14 protein-coding genes are annotated in these 23621 nt (G+C 56.8%); 11 read left to right on the top strand and 3 right to left on the bottom strand.

Annotated elements, in window-relative coordinates; genetic code table 11:
• The first annotated feature begins 145 nt into the window (after positions 1-145).
• The 4 genes from acsA to BDK63_RS00835 are packed head-to-tail and all read left to right on the top strand — an operon-like array spanning position 146 to position 5335.
• A complete protein-coding gene (acsA, locus tag BDK63_RS00850) occupies positions 146-1867 on the top strand; it encodes an acetate--CoA ligase (protein ID WP_183329415.1) in 1722 nt (573 codons plus the stop codon).
• Entirely contained in the window at positions 1864-3873 is a 2010-nt protein-coding gene (gene pdhA / locus BDK63_RS18470; protein ID WP_183329414.1) for a pyruvate dehydrogenase (acetyl-transferring) E1 component subunit alpha, read from the top strand. Before acsA ends, pdhA begins: the two co-directional genes overlap by 4 nt.
• Positions 3870-5090, top strand: coding sequence for a 2-oxo acid dehydrogenase subunit E2 (locus BDK63_RS00840; protein ID WP_183329413.1), 1221 nt, complete (start codon positions 3870-3872; stop codon positions 5088-5090). The genes pdhA and BDK63_RS00840 overlap by 4 nt, the downstream gene beginning before the upstream one ends.
• Complete coding sequence (locus BDK63_RS00835) at positions 5087-5335, top strand: phosphopantetheine-binding protein (RefSeq protein WP_183329412.1); 249 nt, start codon at positions 5087-5089, stop codon at positions 5333-5335. Before BDK63_RS00840 ends, BDK63_RS00835 begins: the two co-directional genes overlap by 4 nt.
• Positions 5336-5397: 62 nt before the next feature.
• Here the strand turns inward: BDK63_RS00835 and BDK63_RS00830 are convergent, their stop codons facing one another.
• Positions 5398-5745, bottom strand: a complete 348-nt coding sequence (locus BDK63_RS00830) for an antibiotic biosynthesis monooxygenase family protein (RefSeq protein ID WP_183329411.1) — start codon at positions 5743-5745, stop codon at positions 5398-5400.
• A 186-nt stretch (positions 5746-5931) separates the two neighbouring features.
• Positions 5932-7329, bottom strand: coding sequence for an aminotransferase-like domain-containing protein (locus BDK63_RS00825; RefSeq protein ID WP_183329410.1), 1398 nt, complete (start codon positions 7327-7329; stop codon positions 5932-5934).
• A gap of 95 nt (positions 7330-7424) precedes the next feature.
• On the opposite strand from BDK63_RS00825, the gene BDK63_RS00820 reads away from it, so the two are divergent.
• From BDK63_RS00820 to BDK63_RS00795, 6 genes are all read left to right on the top strand, one after another.
• On the top strand, positions 7425-8030 hold the full coding sequence (locus BDK63_RS00820) for a LysE family translocator (protein ID WP_183329409.1): 606 nt from the start codon (positions 7425-7427) through the stop codon (positions 8028-8030).
• Between the two features lie 11 nt (positions 8031-8041).
• Positions 8042-8743, top strand: coding sequence for an aspartate/glutamate racemase family protein (locus BDK63_RS00815; RefSeq protein WP_183329408.1), 702 nt, complete (start codon positions 8042-8044; stop codon positions 8741-8743).
• 202 nt (positions 8744-8945) lie between these two features.
• Positions 8946-9446, top strand: coding sequence for a VOC family protein (locus tag BDK63_RS00810; protein ID WP_183329407.1), 501 nt, complete (start codon positions 8946-8948; stop codon positions 9444-9446).
• Positions 9447-10410: 964 nt separating this feature from the next.
• Positions 10411-13848, top strand: coding sequence for a hypothetical protein (locus BDK63_RS00805; RefSeq protein WP_183329406.1), 3438 nt, complete (start codon positions 10411-10413; stop codon positions 13846-13848).
• A gap of 31 nt (positions 13849-13879) precedes the next feature.
• The gene (locus BDK63_RS00800) at positions 13880-20143 is read left to right on the top strand and encodes a DEAD/DEAH box helicase (protein WP_183329405.1); all 6264 of its coding nucleotides are present in this window, start codon (positions 13880-13882) and stop codon (positions 20141-20143) included.
• Between the two features lie 5 nt (positions 20144-20148).
• Positions 20149-21771, top strand: coding sequence for a nuclease-related domain-containing DEAD/DEAH box helicase (locus BDK63_RS00795; RefSeq protein ID WP_183329404.1), 1623 nt, complete (start codon positions 20149-20151; stop codon positions 21769-21771).
• A 71-nt stretch (positions 21772-21842) separates the two neighbouring features.
• Here BDK63_RS00795 and BDK63_RS00790 read toward each other — a convergent pair whose 3' ends face one another.
• Entirely contained in the window at positions 21843-22064 is a 222-nt protein-coding gene (locus BDK63_RS00790; protein WP_183329403.1) for a hypothetical protein, read from the bottom strand.
• A 57-nt stretch (positions 22065-22121) separates the two neighbouring features.
• On the opposite strand from BDK63_RS00790, the gene BDK63_RS00785 reads away from it, so the two are divergent.
• On the top strand, positions 22122-23474 hold the full coding sequence (locus BDK63_RS00785) for a DNA cytosine methyltransferase (protein WP_183329402.1): 1353 nt from the start codon (positions 22122-22124) through the stop codon (positions 23472-23474).
• The last annotated feature ends 147 nt before the right edge of the window (positions 23475-23621 follow it).

Below are 23621 nucleotides of genomic sequence, written 5' to 3'. Positions count from 1 at the left end.
CTGGTTCGGGGGCCTTGCGTTGCGGGCGCGGCTCATCCGGCGTGCCCCCATGACCTACCTCATGGTGACGCGCCGGAAAAGCGCACTACGCTTTCCTGAGAAGCGCCGTGCTGGTCCCAGAGGCGGCGATCCGAGGAGGTGACCGATGCGCCCGAGCCCGACCCTGCCCGATTACGCCGCCGCGCGCGCCTCGTTCAGCTGGCGCGACGCCCGGACCTGGCTTCCCGCCATGCCTGGCGGCGGCATCAACATCGCCCACGCGGCCCTGGACCGCCATCTCGAAACCCCCACCGCCGAGCAGGCGGCGATCCGCTTCCTGCCCCGCGAGGGCGCTGCCGTCGACATCAGCTACCGCGAGCTCACCGAGCGGGCCAACCGCTTCGCCAACCTGCTGGCATCGCTGGGGCTCGAGCCCGGCGACGGCGTCTACTGCCTGGCCCATCGCACCCCCGACCTCTACGCCGCCGCCCTGGGCACGCTGAAGCACGGCGGCGTCTTCACGCCGCTATTCTCCGCCTTCGGGCCGGAGCCGATCCGCTCGCGGGTGGAGATCGGCGCGCCCGTGGCCATCGTCACCACCGAGCGCCTCTACCGTCGCAAGCTGGCCGGCTGGCTCCACCGGATGCCCTCGGTGAAGCAGGTGCTGCTGATCGGCGAGGTGGAGGAGGCCCCGCCGGGCACCCTGGCGGTGGAGCCGGCCCTCGCGGCGCAGTCGCCGGACTACCCGACCCGCCCCATGGCCGCGGAGGACTCGGCGCTCTTGCACTTCACCAGCGGCACCACGGGGCGCCCCAAGGGCGCCATCCATGTCCACGAGGCGGTGGTGGCCCATCACATCACCGGCCACTACGCCCTGGACCTGCACCCGGGGGACATCTACTGGTGCACCGCCGACCCCGGCTGGGTCACCGGTACCTCCTACGGCATCATCGCGCCGTTCACCAACGGCGTGACCCTGGTGGTGGACGAGGAGGAGTTCGACGCCGAGCGCTGGTACCGCATCCTCCAGGACCAGCAGGTGGCGGTGTGGTACACCGCGCCCACCGCCATCCGCATGCTGATGAAGGTCGGGCCGGAGCTGGCACGCCGGCACGACCTCTCGAGCCTGCGCTTCCTGGCCAGCGTGGGCGAGCCGCTCAATCCGGAAGCCGTCCACTGGGGGCGGGAGACCCTGGGGCTGCCGTTCCACGACAACTGGTGGCAGACCGAGACCGGCGGGATCATGATCGCCAATTTCGCCAGCATGCCCATCAAGCCCGGCTCCATGGGGCGGCCCGTGCCGGGAATCGAGGCGGGCGTGGCGCGGCACACCGGCAGCGGCATCGAACTGATCGAGGACCCGGACGAGACCGGCGAGCTGGTGCTCAAGGCCCCCTGGCCCTCGATGTTTCGCGGCTACCTCCACGAGGAGGCGCGCTACCGCCAGTGCTTCGCCGGGACCTGGTACCTCACCGGCGACCTGGCCCGCCGCGACGCCGAGGGCTATTTCTGGTTCATCGGCCGCGCCGACGACGTGATCAAGTCCGCCGGGCACCTGATCGGCCCCTTCGAGGTGGAGAGCGTGCTGATGGAGCATCCGGCGGTGGCCGAGGCGGGGGTGATCGGCATTCCCGACGAGATCGCCGGCGAGACGGTCAAGGCCTTCGTGTCGCTCAAGCCGGGCCATGCGCCCGACGAGGCGCTGCGCAGGGAGATCCTCGGGCTGGCGCGCCAGCGCCTCGGGCCGGCCGTGGCACCCCGCCAGGTGGAGTTCCGTGAGCGCCTGCCCAGCACCCGCAGCGGCAAGATCATGCGCCGCCTCCTGCGCGCCCGGGAACTGGGGTTGCCGGAAGGCGACACCTCGACGCTGGAAGGAGGCTGGGAATGAGCACGCCATCGACCGACAAGCCGCGCCTCTCCCGGGCGCACCTGCTCGACCTGCTGCGCCAGATGCTGCGCATCCGCCGCTTCGAGGAGCGCTGCGTGGAGCTCTACACCCAGGAGAAGATCCGCGGCTTCCTGCACGTCTACATCGGCGAGGAGGCCGTGGGCACCGGGGTGATGCACGGGCTCGCCCCCGACGACGCCGTGGTCTCCACCTACCGGGAGCATGGCCACGCGCTGCTCAACCGCATTCCCATGGAGCGGGTGATGGCCGAGATGTACGGCAAGCAGGCCGGCTGCAGCATGGGCCGGGGCGGTTCCATGCACCTCTTCGACGCCAGCGCGCGCTTCTTCGGCGGCAACGCCATCGTCGGCGGCGGTCTGCCGCTGGCCGTGGGCCTGGCCCTGGCGGACAGGCTCGCCGGGCGAAACCGTGTCACCGTCTGCTTCTTCGGCGACGGCGCCGCCGCCGAGGGCAGCTTCCACGAGAGCCTCAACCTGGCGGCCCTGTGGCAGCTGCCGGTGCTCTTCGTCTGCGAGAACAACCTCTACGCCATGGGCACGGCGCTGCGCTACGCCCACGCCCAGACCGAGCTCCATCGCAAGGCCGAGGCGCTGGGGGTGCCCGCCGAGAGCGTCGACGGCATGGATATCGCCCGGGTGGAGGCGGCCAGCGCACGGCTGCTGGCGGCGCTGCGCTCAGGCGAGGGGCCGCGCTTCCTGGAGTGCCTCACCTACCGCTTCCGTGCCCATTCGATGTTCGACCCGGAGCTCTATCGCGACAAGGCCGAGGTGGAGGAGTGGAAGGCCCGCGACCCGATCCTGCGCCTGTCGCAGTGGATGGAGCAGTCGGGGATTCTCCACGCGGGCGAACGGGAGGCGCTGGAGGCCGAGATCGCCGCGGAGGTGGAAGGGGCCGTGGCCTTCGCCGAGGCCGCCGAGTGGGAGCCCGAGGCCAGCCGCTTCGCGCATGTCCTGCGTGAGGCGAGCGAGGCGCCGATGGCACCGCCCGCCGCCGAGCCCGAGCCGGTGACGCTGAGCTTTCGCGAGGCCTTCCGTCTCGGCCTGATCGAGGCCCTGGAGCACGACGAGCGCGTCTTCATGATGGGCGAGGACATCGGCCACTACGGCGGCTGCTATGCGGTCAGCCACGGCCTGCTCGAGCGCTTCGGGCCGGAGCGTATCCGCGACACGCCGCTTGCCGAGAATGGATTCACCGGCGCCGGCATCGGCGCGGCGCTGGGCGGGGCGCGTCCCATCGTCGAGATAATGACGGTCAACTTCAGCCTGCTGGCCATGGACCAGATCGTGAACACCGCGGCGACCCTGCTGCACATGTCCGGCGGCGAGTTCGCCGTGCCCCTGGTGATCCGCATGGCCACCGGCGCCGGCCGCCAGGTGGCCGCCCAGCACTCCCATAGCCTGGAGAACTGGTACGCCCACGTGCCGGGGCTCAAGGTGCTGGCCCCCGGCACCCTGGAGGATGCTCGCTACATGCTCTGGGCGGCGCTGCAGGACCCCAACCCGGTGCTGATCTTCGAGCACGTGCTGCTCTACAACCGCGAGGGCGAGCTCGCCCCCTGCCCGGAGGGCGTGGACATCGCGCGCGCCGCCATCCGCCGCCCGGGGCGCGACCTCAGCCTGATCACCTATGGTGGCAGCCTGCCCAAGACCCTGGAGGCGGCCGAGGCCCTGGCCGCGGAGGGCATCGAGGCCGAGGTGGTGGACCTGCGCGTGCTGCGCCCCCTGGACACGGCGACGCTGCTCGACTCGGTCGGCCGCACCCATCGCGCGGTGATCGTCGACGAGGGCTGGAAGACCGGCAGCCTGGCCGGCGAGATCGCCGCCATCCTCGCCGAGCAGGCCTTCTGGGCGCTGGATGCGCCCATCGAGCGGGTCTGCAGCGATGAGATCCCCATTCCCTACGCGCGCCATCTCGAGAACGCCGCGCTGCCCCAGGTGGCGGACATCCTGGCCGCGGCTCGCCGGGCCATGGGAGCCGAGCCGTGAGCGATTTCCTGATGCCCTCACTGGGGGCCGACATGGAGGCGGGCACCCTGGTCGAGTGGCTGGTGGCGCCCGGCGATCGGGTGGAGAAGGGTCAGGTCATCGCCCTGGTGGAGACCGCCAAGGGGGTGATCGACGTGGAGGTGTTCGAGAGCGGCGTGGTGGAGGAGTGCTACGTGGCGCCGGCTACCCGGGTGCCGGTGGGCACGCCCCTGGCCCGCATCGGCAGCGGCAAGCGGGTGGTCGCAGAGCTTCCCGGTGCCTCAGCGACGCCCGCCGCCGCGGCAGCAGCTCTGCCACCTTCCGCCGAGACGGCAGCCCCGGCGGCGCCCCCGGAGCCGTCACCCGCCCCGGTGCCGACGCCTCCGCCAGGCCCCGTGCCCACTTCCGAAGGCGGCCGGAGGGCGGCCTCGCCAGCGGTGCGCCGCCGGGCGCGGGAGCTCGGCGTGGCGCTGGAATCCCTGAGCGGCAGCGGGCCCGGCGGTGCCATCGTGCTGCGCGACCTCGACGAGGCCGCCGGGAGGGCGCCCCGTTCCGCGCCCCGGGGCGGCTTCGACCCTGACGAGATGCGCCGCGCCATCGCCGCCACCATGAGCCGCGCCAAGCGCGAGATCCCCCACTATTACCTGGCTACCACCCTCGACCTGCACGCCGCCGATGCCTGGCTCGCCGACTACAACCGCGACCGCCCGCCCGAGGAACGCCTGCTGATGGCCGCACTGTTCATGAAGGCGACCGCCCGGGCCCTGGACCGCTACCCGGACCTCAATGGCCACTACGGGGAGGAGGGCTTCCAGCCGGCCGAGCGCGTCGACCTGGGCATGGCCATCCACCTGCGGGGTGGCGGCCTGATCGCCCCGGCGATTGCGAATGCCGCCGTGCTGGATCTGCCCGTGCTGATGAGCCGCCTCACGGACCTGGTGCAGCGCGCCCGCCGCGGCGGCCTGCGGGCCTCCGAGGTCGGCGGCGCCACGGCCACCGTGACGGCACTGGGCGAGCACGGCGTGGACACCGTCTACGGGGTCATCCACCCGCCCCAGGTGGCGATGATCGGCTTCGGCGCCCCGCGGCGGCGGCCGCTGGCGGTGGACGAGATGCTGGCGATTCGCCCGACGGTGGATGTCAGCCTGGCCGCCGACCATCGGGTCTGCGATGGCCACCTGGGGGCCCTGTTCCTCAACGAGATCGATGCCCAACTGCAACACCCGGAGGCGCTGTGAACAGAGACCAACTGCGTGACATCGTGCTCGATGAGCTCTCGGCCATCGCCCCTGACATCGATACCGCCACCATCGACGACAGGGCCCGGCTGCGCGACGAGTACGACCTCGACTCCATGGACGCCCTCAACCTGCTCACCGCGCTGCACCAGCGCCTTGGGGTGAGCATCCCCGAGAGCGACTACGCGGGGCTGCATAGCCTCCAGGCGCTGCTCGACTACTTGACGCCACGGCTCCCGGGCTGACGGGCCTCGCCGCCGACAGGGGGACGCCTGCCGGCGAGGCCGAGTCGGTCTGACCAGGCGGCTCAAGACTCGTGACGCTCGCGGCTGTCGGCGGGGGCCTGCTCGCGGTCGTGCATGCCGTAGTCGCGGATTACCCCGGCCACGCGCAGGCGGTAGTCGGCGAAGACCGTCTCGCGGCCCTTGGTCTGGGCGACGCGGTGGCGTTCCACCCGGCGCCATTCGGCGATGGCCGCCTCGTCGCGCCAGAAGGAGAGCGAGAGCAGCTTGCCCGGCTGGGCCAGGCTCTCGAAGCGCTCGATGGAGATGAAGCCATCGATCTCCTCCAGCAGCGGGCGCAGGCCGGCGGCGATGTCGAGATAGTGGTCGCGCTGGTCGGGGTGGGGTACGACTTCGAAGATGACGGCGATCATGGCGGCTCCTGGTGGACGAACGCACATTGCGCCCGGGCGCGTGAAGGCGGCGATGCCGACGCGGCCCCTGGCGGGCACTCCCACTGAACGTAACCTCACCAGGCCCCCGAGTCACTCACCCGGCTCGGGGGCCTGGCGTTGTGGCGAAGCCATGATCGGGCTCGCGCCGGGGGCATCCGGCGGCGGTCAGAGCGTGCGCCAGGGGAGCGGCGGGGGCGCCTGCAGGGTCTCCTTCACTGCCTTCAATGCCTGGGCCAGCGCCTCCCGCGAGCGCGCCCCGCCCAGGCAGAGCCGCACCGCCTGGGGCGCCGGTTCGCTGCCCACGCAGAAGGGTTCCGGGCCGGTCAGGCGCACGCCGCGCTCCTCCAGGGCGGCGAGCAGCTCGGCGGCGCGCAGCCCTTCCGGCAGCGTCAGCCAGAGGTTGTTGCCGTGGGGCCGCCCGGTCGGGGCGTACTCCGCAAGCCACCGGCGGGCCAGGCGTTGGCGCTCGGCCTGTTCCTCGATCTGCCAGGTCAGCAGGCGCTCGGCATCGGCGCTCTCCACGCAGCGGCAGACGGCCTCCACCATCAAGGGCGGGACCATCCAGCTCTGGGCGCGCACCGCCGCGCCCAGCGGCTCCTGTAGCGCCTCGGGCACCCGCAGGGCGCCGATGCGCAGCCCGCCCGCCAGCACCTTGGCGGTGCTGAAGGCGAACAGGGTGCGTTCCGGGGCCAGCTGGTAGAGCGGGGTGCCGCGCTCGGCCTCCGGCAGGTACTGCACCCCATCCTCCAGGATCCAGAACTCGTGCTGACGGGCCAGCGCCGCCAGGCGCTCGCGCCGCGCCTCGCTCAGCACGGCGCCGGAGGGGTTGTTCTGGTCCGGCGTGACATAGACCAGCCGCGGCGGCTGCTGGGCACACAGCCGCGCCAGGGCCTCCATGTCCATGCCCGCGTCGTCCACGGGCACGGCCAGCGTCTTGAGGTGCGCCTGGCGGGCGGCGCCGATCAGCCCGGGGTAGGTGAGTGCATCGGCGGCGATCCGCTCGCCGGGTCGCGTCAGCGCCCGCAGCGTCAAGTCGATGCCGTGCTGGCCACCCTGGGTGATCACCAGCGCCTCCGGCGAGACCGGCATGCCCAGGCGGGTCATCCAGGCGGCGAGGCGCTCGCGGTGCCCCGCCAGGCCGCGCTCCGGCTGATAGGCCACGGCACGCTCCAGCGCCGCGCGATCCTCGGCGATCCCGGCGAGCGCCTGGCCCAGCAGCGAGGCGCGCAGCGCATGGGGCGGCGGCAGGCTGAGGCTGAGGTCGACCAGGCCCTCGTCCTCCGCCGAGACGGAGGCCAGGAAGGGGGAGGCGGTGGCCTGCTGGGCGCCGCGCACATAGGTGCCGCTGCCCACCCGGGCCAAGACCCAGCCCTGACGCTCGGCCTCGGCATAGGCGCGCGACACCGTGCCCACGGTGACGCCCAGGGCATCCGCCAGGTGGCGCTGAGGCGGGAGCTTCTCGCCCGGGGGCAGCTCGCCGGCCTGGATGGCCCGGGCGATCGCCTCGGCGATGGCGCGGTAGCGGGGGCCCGTCTCGGTGAGCCGGGGTGTCCAGATTGTCATGGTGACAATAAAACCTTTGACGCCAGAATTGCGCCCGTTAAGCTGAAAATTCACGGGCTGGATCGACAATAACCCCTAAATTGTATGGGTGCAATATGCTGGAAGCGGTGGCGTTCCTGGGGCCGGCGGCCCTCTACATGATCTCCATGACCATCACCCCGGGCCCCAACAACGTGATGCTCACCGCCTCCGGAGCCAACTTCGGCTTCCTGCGGACCCTGCCGCACATGCTGGGCATCCTGGGGGGCTGCTTCCTGCTCTTCGCCGGCATTGCCCTGGGGCTGGGCCTGCTCTTCGAGCGCTACCCGCTGGTGCAGACGATCCTGCGGGTGGTGGGCAGCGGCTACCTGCTCTACCTGGCCTGGCGCATCGCCACGGCGCCGCCGCCGGACCTGCGGCGGCGCGGCGAGGGGCGCCCGCTAAGCTTCTGGCAGGCGGCGGCCTTCCAGTTCGCCAACCCCAAGGCCTGGGTGATGGGGCTGGCGCTGATGGCGGGCTTTCTGCCCGGCGATGGCAATACCCTGGTCAACGCCCTGCTTCTGGCCGGCTTCGCCGAGCTGGTGGCGCTGCCCTGCATCGCGCTCTGGGCGGGTTTCGGCATGGCCATCGGCCGCTGGCTCGACACGCCGCGCGCCTGGCGGGTCTTCAACGGCGTGATGGGGGCGCTCACCGCCGCCTGCGTAATCTTTATCCTGGGGTAAGAGGAGGGAAGATGAAGACGATAGGGCTGATCGGCGGCATGAGCTGGGAATCGACCCAGACCTACTACCGGCTTATCAACCAGGGGGTGAAGGCGCGGCTGGGCGGGCTGCACTCCGCCCGGCTGGTGCTCTACAGCGTGGATTTCGCCGAGATCGAGGCGCTGCAGCGCCGCGGCGACTGGGCGGCCACGGCGCAGATCCTCGGCGCAGCGGCCCGCTCCCTGGCGGCGGCCGGCGCCGACTTCCTGGTGCTGTGCACCAACACCATGCACAGGGTCGCCCCACAGCTCGAGCAGGCCGTCGAGATTCCCCTGCTGCACATCGCCGATGCCACCGCCAAGGCGCTGCACCGGCAGGGCGTGACCCGGGTGGGGCTGCTCGGCACCCGCTTCACCATGGAGCAGGCCTTCTACCGCGAGCGCCTGGAGGCGCAGGGCATCCGGGTGCTGATTCCCGATGCCAAACAGCGCGAGCGGGTGCACGCCGTCATCTACGACGAGCTCTGCCGCGGCGAGATCCGGGCGGATTCCAAAGCCGCTTACCTTGAGATCGTGGCCTCGCTGGCCGGGCAGGGCGCCCAGGGCGTCATCCTCGGCTGCACGGAGATCGGGCTGCTGATCCAGGCTGACGACACGGACGTTCCCCTCTTCGACACCACCGCCATCCACGCCGAACAGACGGTGGAGGCCGCACTGGCGACCCCGGCGTCATAGCGCAGGCCGTCGAAGTCCCTTCGGATCGGCCACCATGGAAAAACTCTCGCCGGTTGTCGATCTGGCCCTTCTTCACGCGACTACCGGGTGAGATGTCCCGGTAGCGCACAAGGGCGAATCGGCGTCGGTCACGTGGCCGTGCCCTTTCCTTGGAGGAAAGCGACCGGGCGGTACTCGACCTGAAGCCATGAGGGAGGCGCCTATGACAACGATTGCCAAGAACACGATTTGCCTGTGGTACGAGCGGGATGGCGAGGAGGCGGCGAGGTTCTACGCCAAGACCTTTCCCGATTCCTCCGTCGGTGCGGTCCATCGCGCACCGGGAGACTACCCGGCGGGCAAGCAGGGTGACGTCTTGACCGTGGAGTTTACCGTGATGGGCATTCCCTGCCTGGGGCTTAACGGTGGGCCGGGCATCCAGCACAACGAGGGGTTCTCGTTCCAGGTGGCCACCGAGGACCAGGCCGAGACCGACCGCTACTGGAAGGCGATCGTCGGCAACGGCGGCCAGGAAAGCGAGTGCGGCTGGTGCAAGGACAAGTGGGGCCTCTCCTGGCAGATTACCCCCATCGCGCTCACCAGGGCCTACACCAGCCCCGACCGCGCCGCCGCCCAGCGGGCCTTCGATGCCATGATGACGATGAAGAAGATCGACATCGCCGTGATCGAAGCGGCGGTTCGTGGCGAGAAGCCCTCGGCCTGACAACGGCAGACGGTTCACTGCGCTGCTTGCCGCCGCTGAGCGTTGCCCCAAGCAAGGCCCCCGAGTCACTCACCTGGCTCGGGGGCCTTGCCACCTCTGCGACCAATCGGGTGTGGCATCCATCGGCGTCGTCGCATACGCTGATTGGTTAAGGTCGCTTAGACGACCAGGCGATATGCCACCACACGCAGCGCAGGGACTACCGCAGGGGTGGCAGGGAGCCATCATGTCTTGCAGGGTAGGGGCGGTAGCGTGCCGGAAGTCCGCCTCTCAGTCCGCATCGCCGCATGCAGGAGCTCGTTTTATCAGCGATTCAACGTCGGCGGCTTCCATGCATTCATGCCTCTCTTGAGCCCCTTTACCTTGCTTTTACTGGCCACTGGACTTGGTTTTCTGCTTGTTGCCATCGGTGTCGTGCCCCTTATTCATAAGAATGTGCATGGGTCAATCTCGGCGACGGTGCTGTCCATGGGGCTCGCGCTTATTGTTCTCCAACTCCTTGTCGTTGGAACCATCAATCCCAATGTCTTGTATGGTCTTTCCGGTTCCGTTCTTATAATACTTGGGTTGCCGCTCGCCATCTTCGTTGTCTCGCTGAGCTTCCTATTCCATCGAAACAGGCTCTCGCTTCCCAATGCTGTTGTATGCGGGTTCATTGGAATTATCGGGCTCTGGTATCTAGGGGGATTTGTTCTCATGCAGACCGCGTGCGGAATAAATCCTAGCGGTGGGAGTTGGTAAAGGTGAATCTCTGGATTAATAGAATAACCGTAGAACTTTGGCCACCACGGTCCAGTACCACCTATTACAACGACCGTCCTGTGCATTGGCCAGTAGTATTGGTGAATAGACGTGTGCCACGCAAAATGGTTCTAGAGTCAAGTGCAGAATCAATACCTGATAAAAAGGCTGCAGTATAAATGTTAGCGTTTGAAAGATAGTCCAATGGAGGGAGGGTCTTGCTATGTCAGGTAGAAGCATAGAAAACATCAATAGCTCATTTTCAGTTCGAGATTTAGAGTTTTTCTATCAGACTTCAGTTTTGGAAGGAAATAAGGTATGTGTAGATAATAATTTTATTGATTACATGCGAAGTGTGGGGTTGCATGACTATACGGCAGACGTTAAAGGAGCGCGCAGCGCTATTACTATTACAACTTGGCTTGTCAAGCCTGATGGTTTCACACAAACCGAGTCCATCCTATATCGAAGCGATAATACGGCGGGTGACCCAAAAATATTCATTAATGGTCTCGGTAATTATGCTGTGGCAGGAAATGTACTTGCAATTATTGCAAGTGAAGGTCAATTATACTTAGTGAACACTTCATGGGAAGAATTGCTAGAAAGTGCTAACGATACGTCCAGTCCGCTCAATTATCTACTAGAAAAAATGGCTGGAGATAAGAATAAACCTTTGGATGATAAGTTTAGCGAGTGGAATCTTCGATTGTTGAGGAGCTTCTTTTCTGAAGCATCCGAAGGAGAAGAAGTCTTTCTCCGTGTTGATAAAGACTTTCTGGACCAAGTGGGTCAGGATATTGGTGGAGATACTGGATTCTTAGAAGCTGTGCGCAAAGGGCCAGACTGGTTTTTATCTAGGGAAAGCTTTACCGGTAGTATCCTCAAGCTGAAGAAACAAAGGAGGAAGCCTTCTCGAATCTATAAGGATCCGGGTTATTTCGATATAAAATACCGCGGGGTTCGTGCTCCAGGATACTTGCCTTATCTGGCCGCACTAGTAAGAAATGATGCCGAAAATGCGACTTCATACTACGATAGTTTGGCAAAAGATTTAAAGTTACAACACCAATTTAATTCGCATGAAATGGGGCAGATTGAAGAAGTTTGGGATGACCTAGAAGAATGGACAAGAGAGAATAATGGCCGGTTCGGGATTTTCAAGCGGCGAATTTTAGGTGGCTATCGGTTGATAGGAGTACCAAGATCCCAGAGCATTCTTAAGCCGAGCGACATGGAAAACCTGAAAAAAGTATTCGCTCAGGCGCAAGTTAGGCCTGGTCAAGAGTTGTCAGGAGAATCTTTGACGCGAATTTTGAATGAAGCCCGGGCGAGTGGTGCGATATTTACTGCTGGGTTCCAGAGAGCGCTTGAGATAGATGAGTTTGAACAGCCGATCCGTGCTGCAATTTTAAATGCCTATTCTGATTGGGACGGAACAATACCTGTAATGGGTGGCGGCGCTACAGGTATGGAATCGTCGAAAGAAGACAGGAATGAAGGCGAGATTTACATGGGAATATCTCTCTATGTTGTTCGAGATTTTCCTTTGCAACTTTCACCTAGTTGGCGAATTCCGGCGATTCAAGATGACGGTAAGTTCGAAGTGGAAAAGGATGGTTTGATCTGGGGCGGGCAATTTTCCGGAACGGAAGGAGCAAACACTGCTCCGGCTCATAGTCAAGAAGTGGGTTTCTGGGATATCGCCAATCGAGCCTCAGATACTGCAGTTGATTTTGATGCTCGATGCTTTGTTAGTGAAGATTCTGAGCCAACGATGCTAAAGCTTACGCTTAACAGGCGGCTGCTTTGGGTTCTAACTCCGGCAATAGATAACATAACGGGTGAAATTGAACTGAGAGAGGGGGACCTGCCAGCGAGCGGGCCAGCTTTTTTGATGGCACCGCCCCGGAGTGTTCAAGCACTCAAGGGGTACATTGAGCGAGAAAAGCCCGAGTCTGAAGTAGTTTCGGCATTGGGTATTCCAGAAGATTGGCTTATTATTCGTCTAATTGATTGCGCCTCGTTATCTGAAGAACAACGCATACTTCCCGATGGAGAGCAGGGCGCCCGTCCACGACCACGCGCTATACGTTTTGTCGGTGGGAAATCGATTCGGCGTGGTTACAGTCGGATGTACTTGCCTTACGACCTGCCATTCATAGAGTTAGATGCGCCGCAGGACGCGCGCGTTGATTGCGCTGGGGGAATTGAAATAGAAGAGCAGTCTTCACCACTCTCGGCAAAGGCGGATGGCCATGTCGATTGGCGGCCTCTGAGGCGGTTTAAGCTCATGCTTCCTCATTCAAGAAGTGCGGCTTACGAGCTCAAGGCAATTTCTGCTGACGGGTCAAATCTGGGACAGGCAAAGTTACGGGTTGCCGATCTGGGTGGGGATGTAGTTGATACTGGTAAGCCCTTTAGTCTAGACCGAATTGGAAGACCGATCCACTCTTATGAAGGGTTGTCAGGTGTAAACCTAGGCATTGCACGCGACAATTCGAAAGAACCACCCAGCGTAATAAGCTTCTGCACTATTACCAATGAAGAGTTGGGGCTCGGTTTAGACTGCGAGAATGTAAAGGTAGGCGTACATGAGATGTTCCTTGATGCGCTCGCACAATCAGGCAGCTTAGATTTCGGGGTGGCTAGGGACTTATTGCAGCGGCTTTTGGTTTCAGCTGGGGAGTTGGGCGAGCCGATTCTTATTTTATTAGAGCTCAGGCGTAGAGGTTGTGTAGGCGTATCCACAACCTACAAGGGCCACATCGCGAGGATACACGCTATAAAACCGACTTTGTACTCACTGCCTTTAACTTTTTCTGGTCAACCGGTTTGGGGTGTGGCAGGAACACTACGCATCGACCATTGGAAAGTCATCGCTGGTGAGGAAGAAGCTTGGAGAGCACATCAACGTAACAGAAGTAATGGCGTATTCGAGCCTTGGCGATTAGTGATCAGAGAAAGATCGAAAGCTCGTGGGGCCTGCAGCCAGATTGGCTTCCAGTTTTCAGAGAAGCCTTGCATTTCGGTTGCTAACTGGTCAGCCTCCCTAGAATTATTCCGGGACGAGACGTTCAGAAATACAATGGAGTCTATTGGTGGTGCGCGTGAGGGGGCAATGCGATTAAATGCGTCGACGGGACGTTTTACTGCGACCCCTCGAGGTGATGTATGCGAGCTTTGGAGGGTTCGGGACCTTGATATTGGTGTGGGCAATCTGTACGTACTTGCAGACCAAGGTAAGTACGCGTTTGTAAGTGACTCCCGCTGGGGTGTCTGGTTGGCTCTCGACGCATTTGCTAAATACATAAGCCGTTATCCTGGAATGGATGGTGTTCACCCTTTGCCCATAACCTATGAACTAGCTAGAAGAACAATTTGGCTTCCGGCTCGCATCAGTTTACCAACAGTTCTTGAGCGCGCTCTCGTCTTATGCAGTGGTGACTCACCAGATGTCATAGCTCTCGAAAAATATATTACCGAAAGCTCGAAAAGCAGGCTCCTGCTTGTCCGAAAGAAGGATGGCTTTCCTGAGTTTCCAGCAAGCAGCTTCTACACAGATATGGCTGATGGGAAGTGGCTTGCATACAGGTATATCCCGGAAGATGTCGCCAGAGTCATTGCTGATAAACTCGGGGCGGTTCTCGACGTAATCTGAGCTGTGCTAGATATAATCAAGAGGGAATGTGATGAAAGACCCAATAGGTGCCCACGAAGCTTTGCGGAATGGAATAAAACGATATATAACCTCGGCTTTCGGGACGAACTCCCCTACCTTCGAGGACGACAGAAATAGTTTGTTAGATCAGCCGGGAGTGCTTTTTCAAAGGCCTTATATTGAACCAACGCAGTCCTATAAGTCGGGAAGCCCATTAGCTGACCTCTCTGACGATGATCTTCCTGGATTTACTCCAACGGGTAGAGAAGCCTTCAAGGCGATTATTGGAGCGGGCCTTTTTAATGGCGAGTACCCGCTTTATAAGCATCAGCAAACGATGCTTCGGGAGTCACTGAAAGGTAAACATTGCGTTGTCGTAACTGGGACAGGGTCTGGAAAGACTGAATCTTTTCTGCTGCCAGCGCTAGCGAACATTATTAGAGAGGGTACCTGCTCCTCTAGCCAATGGACCAAACCTACGAGGACTCCAGAAGAGTGGACTACAAAAAATCCCCCTCGGTGGGATTCAACCAGAAAAGAACTACGGGGCGAATGTCGTCCAGCTGCAGTTCGAGCGCTCGTACTATATCCGATGAATGCGCTAGTAGAAGACCAAGTATCACGCCTTCGTCTCGCGCTCGACTCAGACGAGGCTCTTGAAGCTCTGGATCGTTACCTCGCCGGAAACAGGATTCGGTTCGGCCGTTATAATGGATCAACTCCAGTTGCCGGACATCCGTTTAAGGCCGATGGCAAAGCAAATACCAGCAAAAGGTCAGCGCTCACTGCAGATTTGAAGTCGGCTATTAACGACCATATCTTGATGCGTAGTAAGCTTGAGCGGTGCCGCAAAGAGCTAGCTGACGCAGAGTCGACCGGCAATCAAGAGGCTATAAAGGCTGCTGAGAACGAGTTTTCCGATGCAGTTGAAGAAACTAGCTTTATAAGGCGCATGTCGCCAGACGCTGCGGAGATGTTCCATCGGTGGGAAATGCAAGCAGCACCGCCTGACATACTGGTTACAAACCTGAGCATGTTATCTATCATGCTGATGAGGCACCCCGATCCTAATATTCTCGGTGATCGGTCTGACTCTGATATCTTCGAGTCGACGCGACAGTGGCTTAGTGAAGATCGTGAAAATAATATTTTCCAGCTAATCATTGATGAACTGCATCTCCACCGAAGCTCTGCAGGTACGGAGGTTGCTTATTTGATACGTCTTCTGATAGATAGACTCGGAATTAGCCCGGACAGTACCCAACTTCGTATTCTTGCCTCCAGTGCATCTTTGGATGGCAGCGATGATCTAACATATGAATACTTAGGTGGCTTTTTTGGTTATACTCCTAACGAAGCAAAAGAACGATTCCATATAGAATCAGGTGAACCCAAATACTCATTGAAAGGTGAAATCCCTGAGTTTGATCAAAATTTAGCGGAAGCCTGCTTCAAGGTTGGTAAGGCGCAAGCGCTGGATTGCGACGATCAATCTGCACTGGAGGCTGCTGTAGATCAGTTAAAATGTGATCAAGAGCGCACCAACAAGTGTATTCTGGCTGCGTTCGATTCCAATGGGAAGATAAGAGCAAAGCCGTTGGATGAAATTTCCAACTACTGGTTTTATAGCTTGTCACCAGAAGAGCGAATAACAGCTACTAGAGGGCTTTTTTGCGCAATTGGCTCTGACTATGCGAAAGCCAAAAAGCTAGCTATACCCAGTCTCCGCTTCCATTGGATGGCAAAGAACATCGATGGCTTGTGGGCTACGATTGGTTTGCGAGAGGAAGACGGAAATCGACGAGTTGGAGATCTCCTGCCTGAGCGGAAGCTCTCAATAAAGGGGCAGCGTGTTCTAGAGGTTTTATATTGTGAATGCTGCGGAACCCAGCTGCTTTGTGGCAACAAAATTTCACTTAATAACGGATTAGGGATAGAAAGAGAGTTCGAATTAACGTCTCTCGAGACTCAAATTGAGGGACTGCCAGAGACTACAGTCGAGACTCGAACTGATGCGCAGAGCTATAGGGATGTAGGTGTACTTTGGCTACGCGGTCCAGATGATAATGTTATCTCGAAAGATAATCTGAAGTGGCAGCACGGTACAATTGAGACAAGCTCAACGAGAGATCGCCCTGGTAAACCATTAGCGTACATGCCTGCCCGCTGGGTTCCTGCAAGTATAAACCCCATCACCGGTCTGGTTTCACTTGGGAGTAATGTTGAAAAAGGAAAACTGGCTTGTTATTGGTTTCAGATTGACCCAACGAAATTGGCTGAAAAAGATAGCCATTTATACTCTGCGATGCCCCAACGTTGTCCATCTTGCCTGATCGATTATTCAGAGCGGTATGGGCGCCGTACACCGATCCGCTCCTTTGTAACCGGTCTGGCAAGAATGTCGCATCTTTTCTCAAAGCATGTAATGAGTACCTTGCCGACTGGTAAATCTAGAAAGCTTGTTGCTTTTTCAGACAGTAGAGAAGCAGCAGCTAACCTTTCGGTTGGAGTGGAAGAAGAGCAATGGAAGCTCTTGCTACGAACATTCCTTAATAGAGAGTTAAAAGATCGCGCTGTAAGCGGACTTGATGCCGCAATCAAAGAGGCACTACTTCTCATAGAGTCCGATCAGTTGCACAAGATTCCGGAATTGCGAAAAAGGATCAAAAAAGCATTTGGTGACGATGACGCAAGATTGCAGCAGTTTACACTTTTTGTTCAGGCGGCGAGTTTTGTGAATAATGATGCTGAAGGTGCGCTCCCTGCGCAGCTTGAGCAAGTAGAGCGTGTCCGTGCCTACAGGGAAGGGTATGTTCGGGTTGATGATATTCTTGCTAAGCCTGATTCTAATAAAGTTATCAGCCCTTTGTGGAAGGACTTTATCGAAATGGGTGTCAATCCTGGTGGAGCATCCATTGATAAAAAAATCATTACAGACAATCGAGATTGGACATCAATTTTCGAGTCACTCGATGGTCAACTGATTCCAAGATTAAGTGATGACGCAAGGCCTGACGACATCGAGAAAATTGGGACGTCGCTTCGTAAAAGTGCCTGGCGAGCTTTAACTGGCCGTCTTCTTTATGACCTTGAAGCTCAAGGGATTGGACATCTTGCATTTCCACCTGTTCCGAATTTGCAGCCACCATCCGGATTGTCCTCTGAAATATTCCGTCAGGTATGTGATAGTGTTCTCCGTATCCTTGCTGAAGAAAACCAATTGGACCCCACGCCATGGGATAGACCCCCTAATGGTTGGCAACTAAATCAGCCTACTGGCGCGGCGAAAGAAGGTGCTAAGAAAAAGCGTGTTTATAATTACCTAGCAAAGGTAGCCAGTGATAAATCGATAAACCTTGAAGTCCTAAAAAATAGTGTTGCAGATGCCTTTAGATCAGTAGGACACTCACCAAGTGCTGACTTGTGGGCTGTGGTAAAGCTAGAAAAGCTATGGGTACGGGTCGTGAAACCTGAACACCATCCTTGGGAATGTGGAAATTGCGGGCAAGTTCATTGGCAAGCGTCTGCAGGTGTTTGTTCTCGTTGTCTCGATAAGCTAGAGATACATCCGAATGGAAAAGCCACGGCTAGTCAAAAGGAAGAGAAGCACTATTATGCTTACGAAGCCAAAGATTCGTCATCTACCTTCCGAATCCATTCTGAGGAATTGACCGGTCAAACCCAAGATCAGGCACAGCGCCAACGGCATTTCCGCGATATTTTCTTCGATGATGAGACCGTTGAAGAAATAGGGAGGCGCAGGGCACTAGAAAACGTAGATTCTATTGATTTCTTGTCTGTTACTACCACTATGGAGGTTGGTGTTGATATAGGTTCGTTGCAAGCAATAATGCAAGCAAATATGCCTCCGGAGCGTTTTAACTATCAGCAGCGAGTAGGTCGTGCGGGGCGTAAAGGTCAGGCTTTTTCTGTAGCTTTTACATTCTGTCGCGGTCAAACACATGATCGTATCCATTTTGAGCATCCCAGAGAAATGACTGGTGGTGTTCCACCACAACCACGCCTTGCGATGGGCGACGACCAGCGCATATTGGCTGAGCGACTCATTGCCAAGGAAATTTTGCGTCGAGCCTGTCGAGATGCTGGTATTTCTTGGACGGCTACCAGTCAAGATCCGGATACACACGGAGAGATGGGAACTTTAGCGGAAGCTGGACAGACTATCTCGTCAGTCGAGTACTGGATAGACGAACATCGAGAGAAAATTCGTGAACTCGCGCACCTAGTAAGTGCCGGTTCAGGTGTATCAACGGACGCCCTTGTGGGGTTTGTGAATGCGCTGCCGGAGAAAATTCGTAAGGCAGTCGATGATACTGGATTTGTCGCAACTACCCTAGCTCATCGCTTAGCCGAGGCAGGGATTTTGCCTATGTTCGGTATGCCGACAAGCGTCCGGGATTTGTACTTCCATTTACCTGAGGGTAGAACGAGTGAAGCGAAGACTCTAAATAGACCGGCTGACCAAGCGATCGCTGACTTTGCTCCAGGAGCAGAGCGGACTTGGGATAAGCGCCGCTTGATTCCCAAATATATAGTAGCCCCCATTTTGAGCAAGCCCGGGGGTTATGGCTGGAGAGTGTTAGGGGCACCTATTGGAGCGGCCTATATACATATTCGGTGTGTAGCCTGCCGGCAGTTAAACATCGAAGTTGTTCCTATAGGTGAACTACACGGATTTAAGAGTAAAAAAGGTGTTTGGAATCCTAACTGGCTGTTAGAACCCCCACAGGGTGTTGAGTGTCCGAACTGTGGCATTTTAGGTGCAAGACCATTCATGGCTGTCGCGCCGCGTGCGTTCGCCACGGATATGAAAATATCCCGACCGGCATTGGGGGGAGGTGAAAGTAGAGGACGGTCTGGCTCTACGGATATATCAAGCCCAATGCTCAGTTCGGAGGGTTATGAAAAGGCTTGCAATGCTCATGTGAAGTTAGAGAGGCAGGCCCCGGTTTTTCGCACCAATACCAATTCCGGTGATTATTTTGGCTTTCGCGACAATAAACGCCTTCATGAAATGTATGTTGAGGCTAATTCTATCTGGTGCGCTGATGAAGATAATCCTGAGTTTAGGGTTGCACTTACATCGGCAAAAACAACAGACATACTTGCAATCCGTATGTTGGATGGCGACGGAATAACGTATTTTGAAGGAACAAATGAAGCACGACTTGCTCGACGCCGGGCTGCTTGGTATTCGGCAGCTACTATCCTGCAGCGAGCCATTGCCCTAGAACTTGACGTGGATTCTTTAGACATTGAAATTGCGTCTGTCCATGCAGTCACGGATAAAGTAAAAGGTGGTGGGGAGCTATACTTAGCCGATGCTCATCCGAATGGCGCTGGCTTGGTGGATAGTGCAAGAGAACAGTTTGATTCGCTATTGAGAGGCTGCTTGTTCGGAAAAGGCGCCACTCCGCGGATGGGCAAGATGATACGTGAGGAAATCAAGCTATCCCTAGAAACCGGGAACGAATGGCGGAGTCCGGATCTTCTGCTTCGAGGATTTCGAAACCGTCAGGTCCATGGGCTTTTGGATTGGGAGTTAGGCATTGAGCTATTGGCTTCGATGCTAGACGAAGGCTTTAAGCCAGGTTTGGACAATGTAGCCGATGGTCGCCTTTTGCCGATCGGAAGGGATGGTAACTGGCTTTCACGGGCTGGTAAGCTTGTTGATGCGTGGGTCCACAATGGCTTTCCTGCTGATTCAGTTGTACACGAAGATACTGTCCATGGGTGGACTCAGAGCGGAGTCTTGAATGTAGTTGTTCATCCCTTATGGAGCGGAATCCCGAGTGAGCGAAATGCTCTAGGAAATGCACATGTTCTGGCTGCTGAGAAAGGTCTAAAAAAAATACGTCGTGTCGATTCTTTTAACTTATCTAGACGAATGGTCTGGGTAAGGGCTAATTTGTTAAATGACGATATATTTATTGTTGAAGAAGTTGATGAAAGTGCGCCCTCTGGAGTGTCTAGTGAAGTTTACAAAGCTAAAGAAGATGTTGTAACAATAGATGAGCTTAAAAAATATAATGAAGGTGAAATTTTAACCCATGACGATCAAATCTGGATAAGAAAAGTCTCTTGCACTCTTAATCAGCTTGGAGATGGCGAGGAGTGGTTGGCGGCCAGCCCAACTGGTAAGCTTATTTCAGTCAGAGTTTCATATAAACATGGAATGAAGGCTCCAAGGCTGAGGACTAGAGATGGCTTTGTTTCTTCTAGTGAAGCTTTGCTTTTCTCCTTTGTTGCAGTCAGAATTAAGGAAAAGGAATAACTCAGATGCCTAAAGTTGTGGGTAGTTTGCCGGCAGACCGTTGGGAAAACGAGGTGCTGAAGGCATTCAAAAATCAGCTTCCTGATAATTGGGTTGTTATGCCTAGTGTGCATTGGACTCTTTCCAAGAATGGTTATGTCAGAGAAGGTGAAGCTGATTTCGTTATTCTTGTTTCTGGTTCTGGCCTTGTGGTTGTTGAAGTCAAGGGCTCTAAAGAATTTAAAGTGGGTGAAAATGGAGTTTGGAGCCGAAGGGAAAACAATGGAACTTGGGTCGAGCTTAAAGAATCTCCGCCAGAGCAGGCTATCAGGAATATGCATGACCTTACTAAAGTCCTAAATGAGTCCTATCAATGGCCTCGCTTTCCTGGTCGTTACTCATATCTTGTTATTTATCCTCAGGGGGAGATAGCTAGACTTCCTGCTATGTTTGATGAGTCAACAATAGCCACTCGTCGGCATATGAACCAACTGGCGTCTCGTCTCCGAAATTCGCTTGAAAAACGTGGAGGAGATGGGCGAGGAGAACAGTTTGTTACGCAAGTCGTGGAGTCAGTTATAGATCATCTTAAGAATAGGAAATTTCGTGTCTATAAAGCAGATTTTGCAGAGGATGTTGCTGATGACTCAGAAAGAATCGAGCAGCTAACTCGGCAGCAATTTGCGAGCTTAAAAGGGTTATTTCAGTTACCAAGTGTGGCAGTAGTCGGACCAGCTGGCTCAGGGAAGACAGTTTTGGCGATCTGGCGTTTAAAATCGCTAATTGATCAAGGTAAGAGGGCTGTCTATATTTGCTTTAACCGGGCGCTCGCGGCTTCACTCCGCATGCTGAACCCTGATTATGCTGATTTCATTTGGAATGTAGACAAGCTTTTTATTTCAATATGTTCAGAAACACCTCCTGCAGCGGGTTTAAAAGAGTTTTATAGGGAGATTTTGCCTGGGAGGGTTATGGACTATGCGGACACGTATGAAAAGTACGATTCCATAGTCGTTGACGAAGGACAGGACCTGTCTGAATGCCAGATTATCGCATTGCTCGAACTTCGCTCAAGCGAGGGGGAGTGGGCTTTTTTTTCAGATTGGAAACAAGATATTTTTCATGCCGGCAACACTGCTCCGATAGGCGCCGAAGTGGTGTTTAGCCTACATCACAATTGCCGAAATACTGTAAAAATAAATGACGCTTCTAACTTGTATCTCAATTCGAGGATTGAGTCTATGCCCGGTATGCCTTTGGGTGTGGCTCCTTTGGTTCAATTGGTTAATAACCAGTCGATGCGCGCGTGGGAAATCGCTCAGAAATGGAGTGGCGAAGGCTCTGTAGTGATACTTAGCCCTTACAGGTATGAAAACTCTTCCATGAATGGTCAGATATCAGGGTATGGCCTTCGTCTAAGTACTGAAATTAGTGATCTAGGAAAGGCTGGAACTGTTTTCTTCTCGACAATAAAATCCTTCAAGGGTATCGAGGCGAGGGCGATAATCGTTGTTGACGTTGGAATTCCGGATGAGCATGTTGCTTTTTCTAAAGAAGATCTTTACGTTGCTACTACTCGTGCAACAACTAGATTGGCTCTAATTACTTCAAGGAAGGACGTCGCGGACTATTACACTGCATTTGGTTGATAATTGCACGAGAATTTGGTGGTGCTGTTTAATTCGCTGCGTATCTTCTAGGCTCCTGTTAGTCTCTGGGTCTAATTCCGTTCGTACTCTACGGGTGACAAGCTAACGTTCATGCCGCGACGACGCTTCGAGTTGCCGAGCGTTTCGATATAGTCGAACACGTCACCCTTGTCGGCGCCTGATAGTGCTTCGTGCAGGGATTTTTCTGCTTTTAAGTACTTGCAATTTTCTAAGGTTCCCTTTATGGCGAATACGTCGATGTGAATAGATAAAGTGACCTGGAGTTTTTCCATTTTTCATGTCAAACTAATTTGACCTACTGAACGATGCTTGGGCATAATCTCTATATTATGGCACAACTTTCCTCACCTCTTCGTTTTGTCGATGTTTTCGCTGGATGTGGCGGCCTTTCTCTCGGGTTGCTACAGTCTGGTTGTCAAGGAATTTTTGCTATTGAAAAGACCCCCTTGGCATTTGAAACCTTCCGTTACAACCTCGTAGACGGCGTCAACTATCAGTTTGAATGGCCGGCATGGTTGCCAAAAAATGCAATGTCTTGTGAAGACTTATTAGATAAATATCATGAGAAGTTGTTTGGTTTAAGAGGGAGCGTTGACCTGCTTGTAGGCGGTCCTCCTTGCCAAGGATTCTCTACGGCTGGGCGACGTGACCCAGCTGATCCAAGAAATCAGATGACTGAACAGTACTTGCGTTTGATTGAAATACTGCAGCCTCGCTACCTTGTTATCGAGAATGTCGCTGGATTTAACATGCGCTTCGCATCGGGAGACGGTCCGTTATCTCTTACTGAAGCGGCTAGGCCGCCTACCCATGCGGATTCAGTAGAGAAATGTTTAGAGGGCTTAGGTTATTCTGTTTCTCGAGGCTTGATAAACTGTTCAGACTTTGGCGTTCCGCAAAATAGGATACGATATTTATTTCTCTGTGAGCGCAATGATACAGGAGAGAGTGGTAATAATAATCTTCTGTTGGAGTTGCTTGGCACGAAGGAGCGTTTTTTGGCTAAAAATGAGTTGCCTCGTAGTAGAAAAATTACTTCCGAAGAGGCTATAAATGATTTGCGCACTACCGGGAGGGACTTGTTAGATAGTACCGACTCTAATGCTAAAGGGTTCAAAGAAGCTAAGTATGCTGCTCCTTTGGTTGAGGTTGGGTATTTAAAGCTCATGAGAAAAATGTCGGATGGCGAAGCGCCGGATAGTCGTCGCCTGGCAAATCATAAGAAAGAAACTGTTGAGTATTTTAGGAAAGTTCAGGAGATTTGTCGACCTGGCCGTCCAATGTCAAAGAGTGAGCGCGAGAGATTGGGGACTAAGAAGCACAGCACTACGGTTTTGCACCCTGGTCTTCCGGCGCCAACGGTTACAACTCTTCCTGATGATATCCTGCATTATTGTGAGCCACGGATACTTACAGTCAGAGAAAATGCAAGGCTGCAATCTTTCCCTGACTGGTTTTCTTTTCGCGGAAAATATACTACTGGTGGAAAATTCAGGAAGCAAGAGTGTCCCCGCTATACTCAGGTAGGAAATGCAGTGCCTCCTCTGCTAGCAAATGCAATTGGAAGTATGTTGTCTTCAAGACATCAGAAAGCATTGGTAAAATCTGGTAAGAGAGTAGGAAAACAATCTGACTCCGTGTCTCGTGAAAAAGAAAAGAAGATTGCTGGGTCAAGTCAATAAAAGCGAACAGGCTAGCTATCAGGCCACAGCCTGGATCGACCTCCGCTGACGCCTTCAGCAGTCCCCCCGAGTCACTCACCTGACTCGGGGGTTTTCGTTGTGGCTAGCGAATCCACCATAAAAAAACCCCCGGCATGAGCGACATAC

It is taken from the genome of Halomonas campaniensis, from assembly GCF_014193375.1.
Lineage (GTDB): Bacteria > Pseudomonadota > Gammaproteobacteria > Pseudomonadales > Halomonadaceae > Halomonas > Halomonas campaniensis.
This window is presented reverse-complemented; position numbering and strand designations above follow the sequence as displayed.